Origin of the sequence: Pseudoalteromonas piratica, assembly GCF_000788395.1 — a bacterium.
GTDB classification, from domain to species: Bacteria; Pseudomonadota; Gammaproteobacteria; order Enterobacterales; family Alteromonadaceae; genus Pseudoalteromonas; species Pseudoalteromonas piratica.
The window spans coordinates 1,273,830-1,288,235 of sequence record NZ_CP009889.1; the positions used below are offsets into that span (position 1 = coordinate 1,273,830).

General features: G+C 40.2%; 16 protein-coding genes. 9 read left to right on the forward strand and 7 right to left on the reverse strand.

Features of this window, described 5'->3' with window-relative positions; genetic code table 11:
- Positions 1-12 precede the first annotated feature (12 nt).
- Positions 13-477 (reverse strand): MarR family winged helix-turn-helix transcriptional regulator, encoded by a 465-nt coding sequence (locus tag OM33_RS20390; protein WP_040136344.1) that lies wholly within the window; start codon positions 475-477, stop codon positions 13-15.
- A gap of 410 nt (positions 478-887) precedes the next feature.
- Between OM33_RS20390 and OM33_RS20395 the strand changes: the two genes are divergently transcribed.
- Positions 888-1,952, forward strand: a complete 1,065-nt coding sequence (locus OM33_RS20395) for a hypothetical protein (protein WP_040136346.1) — start codon at positions 888-890, stop codon at positions 1,950-1,952.
- Positions 1,953-2,007: 55 nt separating this feature from the next.
- Complete coding sequence (locus OM33_RS20400; RefSeq protein WP_040136347.1) at positions 2,008-3,066, forward strand: hypothetical protein; 1,059 nt, start codon at positions 2,008-2,010, stop codon at positions 3,064-3,066.
- A gap of 93 nt (positions 3,067-3,159) precedes the next feature.
- On the opposite strand, the gene OM33_RS20405 is transcribed toward OM33_RS20400, so the two are convergent.
- Positions 3,160-4,902: an amidohydrolase gene (locus OM33_RS20405; protein ID WP_040136349.1), complete on the reverse strand. Its 1,743-nt coding sequence runs from the start codon at positions 4,900-4,902 to the stop codon at positions 3,160-3,162.
- Between the two features lie 110 nt (positions 4,903-5,012).
- Positions 5,013-5,906: a LysR family transcriptional regulator gene (locus OM33_RS20410; protein WP_040136350.1), complete on the reverse strand. Its 894-nt coding sequence runs from the start codon at positions 5,904-5,906 to the stop codon at positions 5,013-5,015.
- A gap of 112 nt (positions 5,907-6,018) precedes the next feature.
- On the opposite strand from OM33_RS20410, the gene OM33_RS20415 reads away from it, so the two are divergent.
- The 7 genes from OM33_RS20415 to OM33_RS20445 all read left to right on the forward strand — a co-directional run bounded on the left by OM33_RS20415 (position 6,019) and on the right by OM33_RS20445 (position 10,245).
- On the forward strand, positions 6,019-6,540 hold the full coding sequence (locus tag OM33_RS20415) for an NADPH-dependent FMN reductase (protein ID WP_040136352.1): 522 nt from the start codon (positions 6,019-6,021) through the stop codon (positions 6,538-6,540).
- A 204-nt stretch (positions 6,541-6,744) separates the two neighbouring features.
- The gene (locus OM33_RS20420) at positions 6,745-7,080 is read left to right on the forward strand and encodes a PadR family transcriptional regulator (RefSeq protein ID WP_040136354.1); all 336 of its coding nucleotides are present in this window, start codon (positions 6,745-6,747) and stop codon (positions 7,078-7,080) included.
- 12 nt (positions 7,081-7,092) lie between these two features.
- Complete coding sequence (locus OM33_RS20425) at positions 7,093-7,827, forward strand: hypothetical protein (protein ID WP_040136356.1); 735 nt, start codon at positions 7,093-7,095, stop codon at positions 7,825-7,827.
- 19 nt (positions 7,828-7,846) lie between these two features.
- Positions 7,847-8,671, forward strand: a complete 825-nt coding sequence (locus OM33_RS20430) for a MotB family protein (RefSeq protein WP_040136357.1) — start codon at positions 7,847-7,849, stop codon at positions 8,669-8,671.
- An 8-nt stretch (positions 8,672-8,679) separates the two neighbouring features.
- Entirely contained in the window at positions 8,680-9,468 is a 789-nt protein-coding gene (locus OM33_RS20435; protein WP_040136359.1) for a motility protein A, read from the forward strand.
- Between the two features lie 53 nt (positions 9,469-9,521).
- Entirely contained in the window at positions 9,522-9,920 is a 399-nt protein-coding gene (fos, locus tag OM33_RS20440) for a fosfomycin resistance glutathione transferase (protein ID WP_040136360.1), read from the forward strand.
- A 25-nt stretch (positions 9,921-9,945) separates the two neighbouring features.
- Positions 9,946-10,245 carry a DUF3088 family protein gene (locus OM33_RS20445; protein ID WP_040136362.1) on the forward strand — a complete coding sequence of 100 codons (300 nt, stop codon included), beginning with the start codon at positions 9,946-9,948 and terminating at the stop codon, positions 10,243-10,245.
- A 64-nt stretch (positions 10,246-10,309) separates the two neighbouring features.
- Here OM33_RS20445 and OM33_RS20450 read toward each other — a convergent pair whose 3' ends face one another.
- The 4 genes from OM33_RS20450 to OM33_RS20465 form a co-directional block, all read right to left on the reverse strand.
- Positions 10,310-10,660, reverse strand: a complete 351-nt coding sequence (locus OM33_RS20450) for a VOC family protein (RefSeq protein ID WP_040136363.1) — start codon at positions 10,658-10,660, stop codon at positions 10,310-10,312.
- Between the two features lie 154 nt (positions 10,661-10,814).
- On the reverse strand, positions 10,815-11,852 hold the full coding sequence (locus OM33_RS20455; RefSeq protein ID WP_199922571.1) for a hypothetical protein: 1,038 nt from the start codon (positions 11,850-11,852) through the stop codon (positions 10,815-10,817).
- Between the two features lie 49 nt (positions 11,853-11,901).
- Positions 11,902-13,260 (reverse strand): Na+/H+ antiporter NhaC family protein, encoded by a 1,359-nt coding sequence (locus tag OM33_RS20460; protein ID WP_040136367.1) that lies wholly within the window; start codon positions 13,258-13,260, stop codon positions 11,902-11,904.
- A gap of 67 nt (positions 13,261-13,327) precedes the next feature.
- On the reverse strand, positions 13,328-14,371 hold the full coding sequence (locus OM33_RS20465) for a PLP-dependent cysteine synthase family protein (RefSeq protein WP_040136369.1): 1,044 nt from the start codon (positions 14,369-14,371) through the stop codon (positions 13,328-13,330).
- Positions 14,372-14,406: the final 35 nt, after the last annotated feature.

The following is a 14,406-nucleotide window of genomic DNA, read 5'->3' on the forward strand; positions in this document are numbered from 1 at the left end:
TGTTCCCCTTGGTTACTTTAGTTTTTGATGTGCTTGTTTTATTCGTTCTAGGAATGAGTGCCTTTCTAATGCTTCAATCGCTTGTTCAGCAATAACACTCAGTGGTATTTGTAGTTCATTGTCGAGTGATTCAGCAGCAATGGCCGTTGCTCGCCAACACTTTTCAAGCTGCGTCATCATCGACTGGCCCTTTGTCGATAAGCTTATTTGCTTTTGCCGACTGTCTTTTTTGCTCACAGATATAGTTACAAGGCCCTTTTTTGCCATTGCTTGTACCGTTTGTGTAGCTGCTGGCTGCGTTATACCCACTTCTTTTGCTAGCTCACTTACCGAAGCAAGTTCATTTTTTGCAAGCATGCGCATAATAGGTGTGAAACGCGGCTTATAATCTAGTTCAAAGTCACGGTAGACCTGCTCTACCGAACCATCTAACAGTTCTATAAGGTGTCTAAGTGTCGTGCCTAATGTTCGTTTCATTTGTTGCCTCAAAATAATACATAAGTGCTTATGCAAATAAATATATAAGTGCTTATGAAATATTAAAAGAGCTAGATTGTTACTAAATGTAATACATGCTCGGTTTTATCATCTGCAATACGTTTAAAGCTAGGTTCGAGCATTTTTTATGTTCACTACCCCATACTAAATCATCAACAAAACACAACTCATTTACATCTATTAACAAATAAACAGCAAAATACATCTCAATGAAATAATTGAAATAATTACTCTAAAATCACCTTCGACTGTGCTTACTGCTGTTTTTTAAACCACTTTTTGGACAAAAAACATTGAATTGTTAATTTTTAGTAACAATACTGAGTTGACCTCTGAGGTCTGACAACCCAGAAAAACACACAATGACAACAATTAGCTTGGAAGTTGATATGAATAAAAATAAAAGCAGTATCACGTTAAGCAGTATCTTTGCATGCGCAGCAGCGCTTTCAACAAGCTTTGCAGCAGCAAGTAAAGAATATAAAACAATCCTGATCCATGGATTTCAACCCGCACAATTACTTAATGCAGCAGGCACTGATGTGACAGCTGATGGTGCTAACTATTGGTCATCTTACTGGGATCAACTGGCAGATGAACGTATAGACTGGCCGTCTTATGAACGTGTTGAAGGTAAAATTGCATCAGATTGGGTTTGGCCCAAACTAAAACAATTTTCCCAATCAGGGTTATGTGACGCAGGCTGCGTTTTTGTCACCCACTCAACTGGAGACTTAGTTGCTCGTTATATTATCGACAACCAAGCAAATTGGTTGCAAAATGCCGGATTAAAGCCGTTGAATATTGTTGCAACCTTTGATATAGCTGGCGCCGGTGGTGGTAGTGAGTTGGCAGATATTGCTGTCAGTGCATTATCAGGGGCAGCCTCTTGGAACCCACTTGTTGATGCTGCGCTCGAGTGGTGGCTAGGCAGCAATATTAATGAGGCAGTGGGTGTATTACACGACTTAAAAGTAAACAACGCACGTAACCTTGCGCCTATGCCCGATAGCAGAGCCCCCCGCTTACGCTTTGTTGCCGATGGTGATGACTTTTTTGGCGCAACTTCGTTATTTATTCGTGGCAATGATGATGGCGTTGTAGCCACTCATTCCGCATGTGGTGCAAGTAGTGTTGCAGCTTATGGTAGCTGCAGTACAGATGTTGACACAAACGGCCGAATCAAAACTCAAAACGACGCTGTATCTGGTTTTATGCCTTATCACTATCCAATGTTAATGTCTGACAATTACAGTCATAATAATATTCGTGATGGCAGACATCGTGGTGATGTAACTGTTGCGATTAATCGTGTTGGGATTGCTGCAAATACAGTGTCATTTGATAGCTATGAAAAAACAACCGGCGCGTGGTTTTGGAAAAAAGAGTATCGCCTTGTTAATCAATCCGATCAGCTAAGCGCATCAGAATTAATTTATAACGCGATTCCCTAACCCCTGGGCCCTGTTAACTTGCGGTTGGCAGGGCTATTTCTAGATGTGATATTTTATGAAAAAACCTATTATTGCACTTGCACTTACTACGGTATTCGGTCTTTTAATATGGCTGTTTTTCTCTGATAAAAGCGTTGCACAACCTAATACATTTAAAACATTACCGGCAAAAGCATCTGTTATAACACCAGCTGTTCAACCAAAAGCTTCAAACGTTACCCAACAAAATTTGACGATTGCACAAGCAAAAAAGCACTTTGATGAATCCATTAAATCTGCGGCAAAACAGGTATCCCACCAATATGCTGCCGCACTGAATTTTCCTCCTTATTCGCAACCACTTACTTCGCTTGATACAGACCGGCTAGAACCCAACAAGTTTAACCCTGTCGCCGTACCTATTAACAACGATGGCGCTGACTTGGTATTAAGTTTAAGTAAATATCGCTTTGTATACCCAGAGCCAATAGTTGTGCGTATTGAAGGCGAAAATATCGGCGCGGTGACATTAAGTTTAATGGACGTCGACAGCAAAAAAGTGTTGGCATCACAACGAATTAATAATGCTAAACAGAGCTATGACTTTTCATTTTCGGCCCGCGAAGATTACCCGAGAAATTTGCAAATCTTAGCTGAGGCACAAATTAATGCGGAGCAAGTACCGATTGTTGCGCACTTACAATATATGAATCCGAGCGCTGTGTTGATGGGGTTTGATAACGCTTGGCCTAACAGGGATAAAATGACCATTCCCGCCAAGCTAAAAGTTTACAAAGCAGGTATGTACCGCATTAGGGCCAACTTGTATATCGGTGAGCAACCCATTGCGCATTTAGTCTCGCGAGAACGCTTAGAAACTGGCAGCCAAACTATTGCATTAGATGCTCATTGGTCAGTGTTGAAAGCCACTGATCAACCTATGCATCTGCATGGTTTTGTCATTGAATTAATGTCACCCGCACCTGGAGAGCCAAGTGTTTTTGGCCATAGCGAAATAAAATCGTTCACGATTAGTGAGTTTCCAGTTGATAGTTTAAATAAAACCCCATATCACCCCACAAATGCTGAGCGCCAAAGTTTACAGTTTCTAAAAAGCTTAGGCACAACCAGTTAGTAGGGCTATTAAACGATTAGATGAAATAAAAATAGGGATCACAATCGATCCCTATTTTCTTGTAGAAACATTTATTATGCATTTTCCCACAATTTAACGGGAATAAACTGTTTTTCCTCGACTAATTGTTTGCTCTACGTATAAATCTTTTAATGTTTCAGGCGCTACTTTTAATGGGTTTTTATTCAAAATAATCAAATCCGCTTGTTTACCCACTTTCAAACTGCCTTTAATATTTTCTTCAAAATGTTGATAGGCAGGCCATAGCGTCATTGACTTTAAACCTGTATAGGCATCAACGCGCTGCTCAGGTCCAAGCACTTTATTTGTGCGCGTGGTGCGATTAACCGTTGCATCAAGCACTCTAAAAGAGCTTGGCAATGCCACTGGCGCGTCATGATGACTGCTGAAAATCAGTCCCGCATCAAGCATGGCTTTGGTTGGTGAGATAAAATCGGCACGTGGTTCACCTAGCACCGAATCTCGGTGCCAATCTCCCCAATAAAAGGTATGCATAGGGAAAAGCGCCGGGAAGATCCCCGCATCTTTTAATCGTGCAATTTGATCTTGGCGAATGGTTTGGCCGTGAATAAGCACTGGGCGTCTATCTTTCTTGCCAAGTTTTGTATTCGCCTTTTCTACCGCAGTGATAAATTGCTCAATTGCCGCATCACCATTGGCATGGGTTAATACCTGCCAATCGTTTTTAAATGCAGTTTCAACATAATTGTAGGCTGTCTCATCTTTAAATGTTGAATAACCTGCATACTCTTTATCCTGGCCATGAGGGGGATGAAAATACGGCTCAGTCAGCCATGCCGTTTTGCCCTGTGGTGAACCATCAAAGTTCAGTTTGACACCACCAATACGAAAATGATTAGTATAAGTCGGCCCATGATAAGGTGAATTCATAAAGTCACTGCTCGATACCATATCAGCGTAGGCGACCACATCAATCAGTAATTCACCTTTAGTAGATGCACGCTTGAGCGCTTCATAACCATCGGTCGTTGCACGCCCTTCTTGTGCCGTTGTATATCCGAATTTGGCATACATCTTTTGCGCAGCCTCAAGCATCGTATCTTGCAAGGTTTGATCAATTAATTTATTAAGCCCAAATAACACCGCAAAATGGGCATTTTCTTCAAGCACACCATTTGGTTCTTGGCTGCCTTCGATACGACGAATAACACCGCCTGCTGGGTTTTTTGAATCTGCATTAATGCCGCTTAATTCTAGTGCTTTGCTATTTGCCACACTTAAATGGCCGGAAGTATGCACAATAAGTACTGGTTTTTCTGTACTCACCTTATCAAGGTCGTCTTTAGTTGGGTAGCGGTCAAGCTCGGCATCGTCATAACCAAAACCCAAAATCCAGCCTGTTTTTTCAATAAATAAACGCTGTGTCTCATCTTGGTCAGCAGCTTTTAGGATTTCAACAATGCTATCAACAGTATTCGCATTACCGTCAGGTGGCGGTAAAACATTGGCAACGACTGCTTGTAAGCCCACACCATATACATGGCTGTGTGGGTCAACAAAGCCAGGTAAGAGTGCTTTACCCTTTAAATCAACTAACTCTGTTTTACCAAATTTATGGGACAGGGCGCTTTGTTTGTCGCCGACATAAATAATCTTTTCACCAAGGGTAGCAATTGCTTCTACATATTCAGGCGCATCACCGTCCAGTGTTAATATATCACCACCGAAATAGATTTTATCAGCCGCAGTTACAGCAAGCGGTTTAGTAGTAGCATCGCTTTGTGTTGGTTTTTCTGAGAAGCACCCAGTCAACGACAGTCCTACCACACTCGCCATCATCCAATGCCATTTCATACTGTATTCTCCTTTACACAATTTTGACTAATTTACACCCAGTAAAACGCATCTCAAGCAAAAAAGGAACAGCTTTATTAAGCGCTTGTTATTCCATATCAAAAAAGCGTTTATGTCAGCTTGTTTTGCAATAACTCAACGAACTTTCTTACCTTGGGCGATAAGTGTTTTCGGCTAGGATAAACCGCGTAGACATGCACTTCTTTTGCAGGAAAATCTGCAAATAGTACTTCAATATCCTTGTTTTCTAATGCCTCAGCTAAAAAGAACTCAGGTAACCGAACAATGCCATGGCCATCTAACGCCATTGCTAATTCCATATGGCCGTTATTGCAGCGAATGCGTTCTTTTACGGGCACTGTAAATTCACTGCCATTTTTATCAATAAACTCCCATTTATCAGCCTTTTTCAAGTTGCTATAGCAAATGCAATGATGATTAGAAAGTTCCCGTGGATGATGGGGTTTACCATACCGTTCAATATATTTTTTACTAATAACGGTATAGGTCGGCACACTGGTCAGTCGTTTACAAATTAAGGTTGAGTCATCAAGTGCTGGTGTAGCACGAATGGCTAAATCGTAACCTTCGTTTATTAGGTCGACTTTTTCATCGCTAATGTTCCATTCCAAACTGACATTGGGATAAAGCGATAAATACTCCGACAATGCAGGTTGTAACAGCCCCTTACTTAAGCCGAGTGGGCAACTCACCTTTAAGCTTCCTTTGGGTTTTTCATCACTTGGCGAGATCGATTGTAATGCTTGCTCAGTATCATTAACCAATTGTTCACAGTGATTAAAAAACACTTGTCCCTCTGGCGTAAGTGAAATTGAGCGCGTTGTACGATTTAGTAAACGAACGCCAACACGTTCTTCTAACTTACTAATGACTTTACTGACATGAGAGTTAGAATGATTCATTGCTTCGGCCGCTGCGCCAAAACCACCGAGTTTTACTACTTGCACAAAGATGGGAATACCATCAAATATATTATTAGCCATATGGAAACAGTATTTTAATTTTAGAGATATTAATGTCGTTAAGGAATTAATATAACCTTATATTCAACAAGTCAAGGTAACTACTTATTTAGAATTCGTGTCGGAGAGCATTATGAAACTTTTAGCATTTGCAGCAACAAACAACAGTCAGTCTATTAACAAGCAATTAGTACAATACGCAGCATCATTAGTGAATGCAGACGTTGAAATTTTAGATTTAAACGACTTTGAGATGCCAATTTACAGCCAAGATCGTGAACAACAAGGCGGTATTCCCGAGCAAGCACAAACCTTTTACAAAAAAATCGGTGATGCAGATGCGGTTGTAATTTCATTTGCTGAGCATAACGGCTCTTACACAGCGGCTTACAAAAACTTATTCGATTGGACATCTCGCATTAATATGAAAGTTTACCAAGATAAACCTGTGGTATTAATGGCAACATCACCGGGTCCAGGTGGTGCGCAAAGTGTCTTAGGTGCAGCAACAGGTTCCGCTGGTTTCTTTGCGATGGATGTTAAAGGCAGTTTTTCACTACCAAGCTTTTTCGATAACTTTGATGTAGAAAAAGGCCAAATCACTAACAGCGAATTTACCGATAAATTATCAACCATTATGGCGCAACTTGGTTAATAAATAATATTAAACACCCCTCCCTTTAACAGGTGCATTGCACCTGTTTTTTATTTTTACTGCTCGTTATTTCATTGATAGCTAGCTAATACCTTTTACTCATTTTTCAGTTTTTACTACAAAATAGTAAAAACTATTTGCATCTTTTATTTTAAAAACCTATTTTGTAGTAAATTAAGCATTAATGGCTTTTATAGGTGGTTTGTGGGTAAAAGTGATAAATTTTTAGGTGAGTTTGAGCAAATGGTATTGCTCGCTTTATTGCAGCTAAAAGATAACGCGTATGGCGCAGCTATTCGCCAACTGTTAGACCAACAAATTGCACGCACGGTTGCCCTAGGCGCACTTTACGCCACCCTTGAACGTCTTGAAAAGAAAGGCTTAGTGTCATCAAAACTAGGGGAAGCAACCCCCGAACGCGGCGGTCGTCCAAAACGTTTTTTTAAAGTGACCAATGATGGATTAAATGCGTTACAGCGGGCAAAAGACGCCATGGATACCCTTTGGCAAAACGTTCCAAATCAACCTTTTGAAGTATAAACGGTAAGTATCATGGCTAATAATAACTCTACCCCGCCAAAATTCGCTGCATGGTTAATCGAGCGTTTCACCCCGAAGCACCATCAAGATGCGTTGTTAGGCGATTTATATGAAGAGTATTTTGTACTAAAAGAACAAAACCTTTCTATTGCTAACCGCTGGTTTTGGCTGCAAACCTACCTTAGTGGCAAGGCCGCCTTTAATCGCCTGTTAACGAATGCACATGTTATTAAAGCCTTTATCTTTAGTATCGGACTTAGTGTTTTTACCATTATAGCCCTACTAGTAATGTGGCTAAGCAGCATGGATAACGTTGATGGCTTTAGTGACGGATTTTGGCAATCACTTTTAAATGGCAATATTCACCTCGCCCTGTTGGAAGGTGCATTTTGGTCAGGCACACCCGAATACATTATGAAAAGTACCAATGAAGGTATTTGGCAGTTTATTGGACTGTTTATTCACCTACCAGCACTGATCCTAGCATCAGCTTCACTTCTTGCTATTCACTATTTAAGTAAAACAGCCAAGCTCAAATCACTTATTTTAAGCAGTGTGGCACTGGTTTTAATGCCTTACCTTTATGGGATGTTTTTGCTTAATAACTATGATTATGCCGCAACCCAAACTGGGCCTATTCTCGCAAGCATGCTGCTGAGTGTGCTCTATTTAGTGCTGCCAAGCTGCTATGTTATTGCCAAACGATTCCGTTCAGAGCACACCAATATCTGGCAATCTGATAGTTAACAAAAGCAGAAGTATCATCATGGAAAATCACGACTTTATTGATGAAAAAGCTAAAGGTGCGCCGAATTGGATGACGACGTTTGCCGATTTAATGTCACTGCTCATGTGTTTTTTTGTTTTGCTGTTATCTTATTCCGTAATGGATGTTGAAAAGTTTAAACACATTGCAGGTTCAATGAAAAAAGCCTTTGGTGTGCAATCTGATGTGATATTAGAAGACATACCAAAAGGTACATCAGTTATCGCCACTGAGTTTTCACCAGGAGAACCAAAACCTACCCCCATTGAGTCTGTAAAACAGCTCACAACTGACAGTGAACAGCGTAATTTACAAACGCAAAAAGCGGAGAATGAAGCATCTAAAATCAATCTTAAACTAAAAGAAACACTCGAACACTTACTAAAAAGCGAGATTGAAAACGAGTTAATTGAACTTGAAATGCTTGGACAGCAACTGATTATTCGATTAAACGAGCGTGGTAGTTTTCCCTCTGGTTCCAGCTTTTTACAGCCACGATTCAAACCTGTTTTAACAACCATTGCCGAACAACTTGGACGTATTCCGGGGCAAATTTCGGTTTCGGGTCACAGTGATGATTTGCAGGTAAGTAACGAGCTGCATGGCAACAATTGGGAATTATCTTCAAAACGCGCTAATGCGGTGCTGCAAACTTTACTTGGTACAAACCAACTGGAGAGTCACCGTATGCATATTGCAGCTTATGCTGACACAAAGCCCTTGCTACCAAATACATCGCAGCAAAACAGAGCTAAAAATCGCCGCGTTGAAATCGCAATTTCACAAGGCAATGCCTTCGAACTTCAACCTTCTCACTCTTTTTAGGAGTTTCTATGGATTCAGCAAGTGGCTTTGGCCTATCAACTATTATTTTGGCACTGATATTTGGTATTTTTGCCAGCGGCGCTGCACCTGAAGCTTACGCGAATTTATCATCCATTTGTATTGTGCTTGGCGGCACCTTAGGTGCGGTGATGCTAAGTTACCGTTTATCCAAATTCGTTGCTGCCATCAAACACATTAAATGGGTGTTTAGTAAATCCACGCCCGATTTATTTAGTACCATGGATGAATTGGTAGAACTGGCCGAGGTTTCACGTAAAAGCGGCTTTTTGGGCTTAGAAGAAAAACCCATTAACGACCCATTTATGGCCAAAGCAATTAATTTATTAGTGGATGGCCACAGCCCTGAAGCCATTGAGTTTACAATGAATCGCGATATTTTACATACGCGACAGAACAATAACGATGCCATTAAAGTGATGAATAGCTTTACTGAACTTGCCCCCGCTATGGGTATGATAGGCACATTAATTGGCTTAGTTGCCATGCTAATCGCCATGGATGACCCAAAAACCATCGGCCCACAAATGTCTGTTGCGCTATTAACGACCCTGTATGGTGCACTGATTGCCAATGGCATTACAGGACCTTTTGCGAACAAACTTGGTGAGCGCGCAGAAGAAATAAAACACCATATGTGCTTAGTGCGTGATGGAATAATGCATATTGCTAAAGGCGATAATCCAAAAACCATGATGAATTTATTAGCCGGCTATTTAGGCGAAGACTTAACGTCAAACTCAGGATTGCTCGATGAAAAAACAGAGGTTAGCCAGTAATCATTTTGTTATAGTAACGACTTGATAAAAAACCAATTACGGGTTGGCCAACAATGATTTTAGGGCTCAATCATATTACTATTGCGGTGAGCGATTTACCTCGCTCCCTAGCGTTTTATATCGACATCCTCGGTTTTAAAGGCCATGTTAAATGGCTGAACGGCGCCTATTTGTCTGTTGGTGATTTATGGTTTTGCCTGAATGTTGATAAACCGTCAACTCAAGCTGATTATTCACATATCGCGTTTGATATCGCTAAAGCTGACTTTGACGCCTTTAAAACACGAATAGCGCAGCACAATATTCCCCTTTGGAAAAACAACAAAAGCGAAGGCGATTCTCTGTACTTTTTAGACCCAGATGGTCATCAATTAGAAGTGCATGTAGGCTCGCTGGCTACCCGCTTGCAAGCACTTAAACACTCCCCTTACAAAAACCTTGAATGGTTATAAACACTCAGATTGAATGGAATAAACAATGAAACCAATTTTATTTATTTTAAACATGCCATTTGAAGATGGACCAGGAAAGATGTGGGTATGCTCTCATTGCGCCATGATCGAGGGTGCATTGCAATTTAACCTGCATTGGCAAGAGCATGTGGATATTCGCCGTATTGATTTTGCTAAACCAAGAGAGCAAGTGGTTGAATTATTGGGTGAAGATAATCAGTGGTTGCCAGTGCTTATTTTAAAAGACAAACGCACAATTACCGATCCAGTGGCAATTATTAATCACCTAGCAAATGAATTCGGTGGTGCTGCAGCACATCCATAATCCAATACTCAATAAAAGAAGGCATGCTACTTATTGCATGCCCTTTTGCAACAAATGCTTGTTTTTATTTATCACTCCACACAGCAAACTCATTGCCACAGGGGTCACTAAAGTGAAAACGTTTACCACCTGGAAATTCAAACGTTTCAACCACCACTTTACCACCAGCAGCGATAATTTTATCTTGTGTTTCAGCTAAATTTTCACTGTAAAACACCACCAGTGCAGAGCCCTTAGTTGTTGCCATCACATTCTTTGAGTAGTAAAAGCCGCCATCAATACCTGCGTTATTAAACGCCGTATACTCCGGGCCATAATCGGTAAATTCAAAAGCAAACACTGTTTCAAAGAAGCCTTTTACTTTAGCTAAATCGCTGGCTGGAAACTCAAGATAATTAATTTTTTCGTGTTGCATATCGCATCCTTGTTATTGTTATGTTCAATTCACTAAAACCATTGTCAAGCCTCAGGTACAGCCATCTAAATAAGCATCGATTTATAAAACAATGGCATACCATCAATAAAATAATCAACAACACTTTTCTTTCAACTAGTTAAACAACATACACTCAAATAATGGGTGCTGTCTCAGCCAATGTTGACAAATTTCTCTCTAAACAACTAAGTTTGTTGAATGAAAACTCATCTGATACATTAAACTGTTCAACTTTTTTAAACTCTTCAGGGGAAATCTTTTTCATAATTGCGACATTAAACTCAAATTCTTTAACTGCAACGTTTGGTGGCTGCTGAACGTCTATCCCTTTGGACTCTCTTTGAAAAGACACCAACTCCTTAATCTTTGATAATTTTAATCGTATGTTTTCATTATGCTCACGATTGTGCTCGTCCAAATTGATAAACGATAAGAACGGTTCCTTTGAAGTAATCGCCCCAAAAGCAATTAGCCCACTTTCATTTACGTTTTCTAACCCCCACAACACAAATGCTAACGCATTTTCAATGTGATGTTTGGCTTTATCTCTCGATTTAGTTTGTTTATATATAGTTTTAGCTATTACTAACTCATCTCTTACAAAATAACTTAAAGCGTAATATGACATTCCTTCAACAAGTAACTCTTTAGCTATTTCAAGTTTTTCTTGCCGATATTTTGGATTAGTTGTCTGTTGTACATAAGCCACTTTAGCCCATTTATTATCCTTCAACGCCAAAGATAATAATTCCTCAGTATTTAAATGTTCATACGGCGCCACTAAGGCATTGAGTGGATACCAATCTTCATCAGCATAAGCAGAAGGATTTTCGTTTAGTCTTGATTTTCCTATAACTTCATACCAATTGTTTAACTCACTTTTATACAATTGATAGTCTTCTTCACTCAGTTGCTTTTTTGCGTGGCACCAATTTCCTTCCAATGGGACTTTACTCGTATTTTTGTTCGTATCCTGATCATCGTTGTTACTTGTTCTATTACTTGTCAAAAGCTTCACTGGAGCGTTTTGAATACTGTTATAACTTTCCTGAGTTTCAGTAACAGTTTCAAACTCAAACCCAATATCTAAGCTATTGCTATATATAAAAATCTCTAAGATCAACAGTGTTACAACAACGCACAATAAAATAATTATTTTACTACTTTTCATTACATGTTTTTTAAGGCTGTGGCATTTAAACACAGCCCTGTTCATTCACTTAAATAATAACGCTGCCAACCACAACGTAAAGCACTAAGCTCACTAGAGCAATCGCCATACAATACGGTAACTGTGTTTTAACGTGTTCAATATGATCGCACCCACTGGCGATTGACGCGACGATTGTAGAGTCTGAAATTGGTGAAGCATGATCGCCAAATACTCCCCCACCAAGCACCGCGGCGAGTAAAAACGCTGGTTCAATGCCTGTTTGTAACGCAATTGGTAAGGCTATTGGGAATAAAATTGCAAAGGTTCCCCAAGAAGTACCGGTAGCAAATGCCATGATCCCAGCAGTAATAAACAGTAGCGGCGCAATCCAAAGTAGAGACACCTCAGAGCTCATCAAACCACTAACATAGGTGCCTGTACCAAAGGCTTTTACTGCATCGCCGAAGGCAAACGAAAGCACTAAAACCATCACGGCTGGCACCAAATTTTTAATGCCCTTAATACTGTGCGTTAACAGCTCTTTACTAGAAAATACCTTATCTTTTAATAGCATTAAAATTAAGATTAGGTAGCTCGTTACAACCGCCCAAAGTACTGAAAACGAACCACTGCCACGGCGTAAGTCGCCATCACCAGTGTAATAAAGTAAGCCTAAAGTAATAAAAATAATGCCCATCATAGGTACCACTAGGTAACTTGCTTTGCCTCTGGTATCGCTCTTTTCGAACTTTGATTCAACCATGCTGTTGGCGTCTTTCAGCGGGCCAAATACACGGCCACTGAGCGCGGTATAGTAAACCACACACACCACAATAATCGGGTAAAAGTTATAGCCAATCGTACTTATCAATACACCGACTTCATCTGATAGGTTATAGCCATCAAGCAAACCTAAAATATACGCACCCCAACCATTTATTAGCAGTAAAATACTGATAGGCGAACAGGTAGAATCGAGAATAAATGCAAGGCGTGCTCGCGATAGTTTGTATTTATCAAAAATGCTTTGTGATGCAAGGCCCGCGGTAAACATACTTAAGTTGGTATCAGTAAAAATCGATGAACCAATCAAGGTCGGAACCATCGCCGCTTTTCTGTCGTTATCAACCCAGTGCTTTTTATTAAGGGCATGTATAAAGCCGGTTACACCACCACTGGCATTCACTAATGCCAGCACAGCGCCAATTAATAAACTAAATATAATAATACGTTGGTTATAGGTGGATGTTGCCACATCAATTACACCCGTTGTCATCGCTGAAATACTAGTGAGTGGTGCAAAACTAGACGACATAAAGTAGGTAAGTACTAACCCCACCAATAACGCTTGAATCGCGCTTTTACGCCAAATGGCAACTAATATGGCCACGATCGGCGGGATAATGGTATAAATTGAATCGTTCATTATTATTCTCAGGACGCAATAAGCGGCTTATTTTGAACAGTTAAAATTATAATTGCAAAAAAATGCTTTAAACTAAGCTACAAAGCCATTTCTGATATTCAGAATCAATTGGAATATGTGCTTGCTGCCAGTTTAAATCATAATAGGTATTTAAATAGCGCTCACCGCTATCGCAAATTAAACTGACAATCGAGCCCGACTCGCCAGCTTCTTGCATTTGATTAGCTAGGTGTAACATACCTACTAAATTAGTGCCTGTTGATGGCCCCACTTTGCGTCCGAGTAAACTGCTTAACCACTGCATTGCCGCAATACTTTGCCCATCTGGTACTTTTAGCATGTCGTCAATCACACCCGGAATAAATGAGGGCTCTACCCGCGGTCGTCCAATACCTTCAATGCGGCTACCGGTTTGGTTTGTTAAAGTGTTATCACCGTTTTTATAAAAATCATAAAAAACGGAATTATCTGGGTCGACCACCAATAATTGCGTATCAACACCTTGATAACGCACGTAACGACCGATAGTGGCCGAAGTACCACCGGTACCAGGGCTCATTACAATCCATTTTGGAATTGGATTGGGTTCGTTTGCCATTTGAGTATAAATACTCTCAGCAATATTATTATTTCCACGCCAATCGGTTGCTCGCTCAGCATAGGTGAATTGATCCATATAATGACCGCCGAGTTCATCGGCTAAGCGTTCAGACTCTGCGTAGATTTGCGTTGTGTTTTCAACTAAATGACATTTTCCGCCATAAAATTCAATTTGTTTTATTTTCTCTTTCGCTGTGGTTTTTGCCATAACAGCAATAAAAGGCAAGCCCAATAACTTAGCAAAATAGGCCTCAGAGACGGCGGTTGAACCACTCGAAGATTCAATTATTGGGGTACTTTCATTGATCCAACCATTACTTAGCGCATATAAAAAAAGTGAACGTGCTAAACGGTGCTTTAACGAACCGGTAGGATGGGTACTTTCATCTTTAAAATAAAAATCAATATTGGGGTAGGCATTTAAACTAAACGATATTAAATGGGTATCAGCTGAACGAGTGTAGTCTGCAGCAATTTTAGCAAATGCTTGTTTTGTCCAATTGTTATTCATTATTTCCCCGTTCATTCTCTATTAATTTAAAAGCT

Bases quoted from the DNA above. Each gene is read 5' to 3' on its own strand.
- OM33_RS20390 (WP_040136344.1), bottom strand. From the start codon at position 477: ATGAAACGAACATTAGGCACGACACTTAGACACCTTATAGAACTGTTA.
- OM33_RS20395 (WP_040136346.1), top strand. From the start codon at position 888: ATGAATAAAAATAAAAGCAGTATCACGTTAAGCAGTATCTTTGCATGC.
- OM33_RS20400 (WP_040136347.1), top strand. From the start codon at position 2,008: ATGAAAAAACCTATTATTGCACTTGCACTTACTACGGTATTCGGTCTT.
- OM33_RS20405 (WP_040136349.1), bottom strand. From the start codon at position 4,902: ATGAAATGGCATTGGATGATGGCGAGTGTGGTAGGACTGTCGTTGACT.
- OM33_RS20410 (WP_040136350.1), bottom strand. From the start codon at position 5,906: ATGGCTAATAATATATTTGATGGTATTCCCATCTTTGTGCAAGTAGTA.
- OM33_RS20415 (WP_040136352.1), top strand. From the start codon at position 6,019: ATGAAACTTTTAGCATTTGCAGCAACAAACAACAGTCAGTCTATTAAC.
- OM33_RS20425 (WP_040136356.1), top strand. From the start codon at position 7,093: ATGGCTAATAATAACTCTACCCCGCCAAAATTCGCTGCATGGTTAATC.
- OM33_RS20430 (WP_040136357.1), top strand. From the start codon at position 7,847: ATGGAAAATCACGACTTTATTGATGAAAAAGCTAAAGGTGCGCCGAAT.
- OM33_RS20435 (WP_040136359.1), top strand. From the start codon at position 8,680: ATGGATTCAGCAAGTGGCTTTGGCCTATCAACTATTATTTTGGCACTG.
- fos (WP_040136360.1), top strand. From the start codon at position 9,522: ATGATTTTAGGGCTCAATCATATTACTATTGCGGTGAGCGATTTACCT.
- OM33_RS20445 (WP_040136362.1), top strand. From the start codon at position 9,946: ATGAAACCAATTTTATTTATTTTAAACATGCCATTTGAAGATGGACCA.
- OM33_RS20450 (WP_040136363.1), bottom strand. From the start codon at position 10,660: ATGCAACACGAAAAAATTAATTATCTTGAGTTTCCAGCCAGCGATTTA.
- OM33_RS20455 (WP_199922571.1), bottom strand. From the start codon at position 11,852: ATGAAAAGTAGTAAAATAATTATTTTATTGTGCGTTGTTGTAACACTG.
- OM33_RS20460 (WP_040136367.1), bottom strand. From the start codon at position 13,260: ATGAACGATTCAATTTATACCATTATCCCGCCGATCGTGGCCATATTA.
- OM33_RS20465 (WP_040136369.1), bottom strand. From the start codon at position 14,371: ATGAATAACAATTGGACAAAACAAGCATTTGCTAAAATTGCTGCAGAC.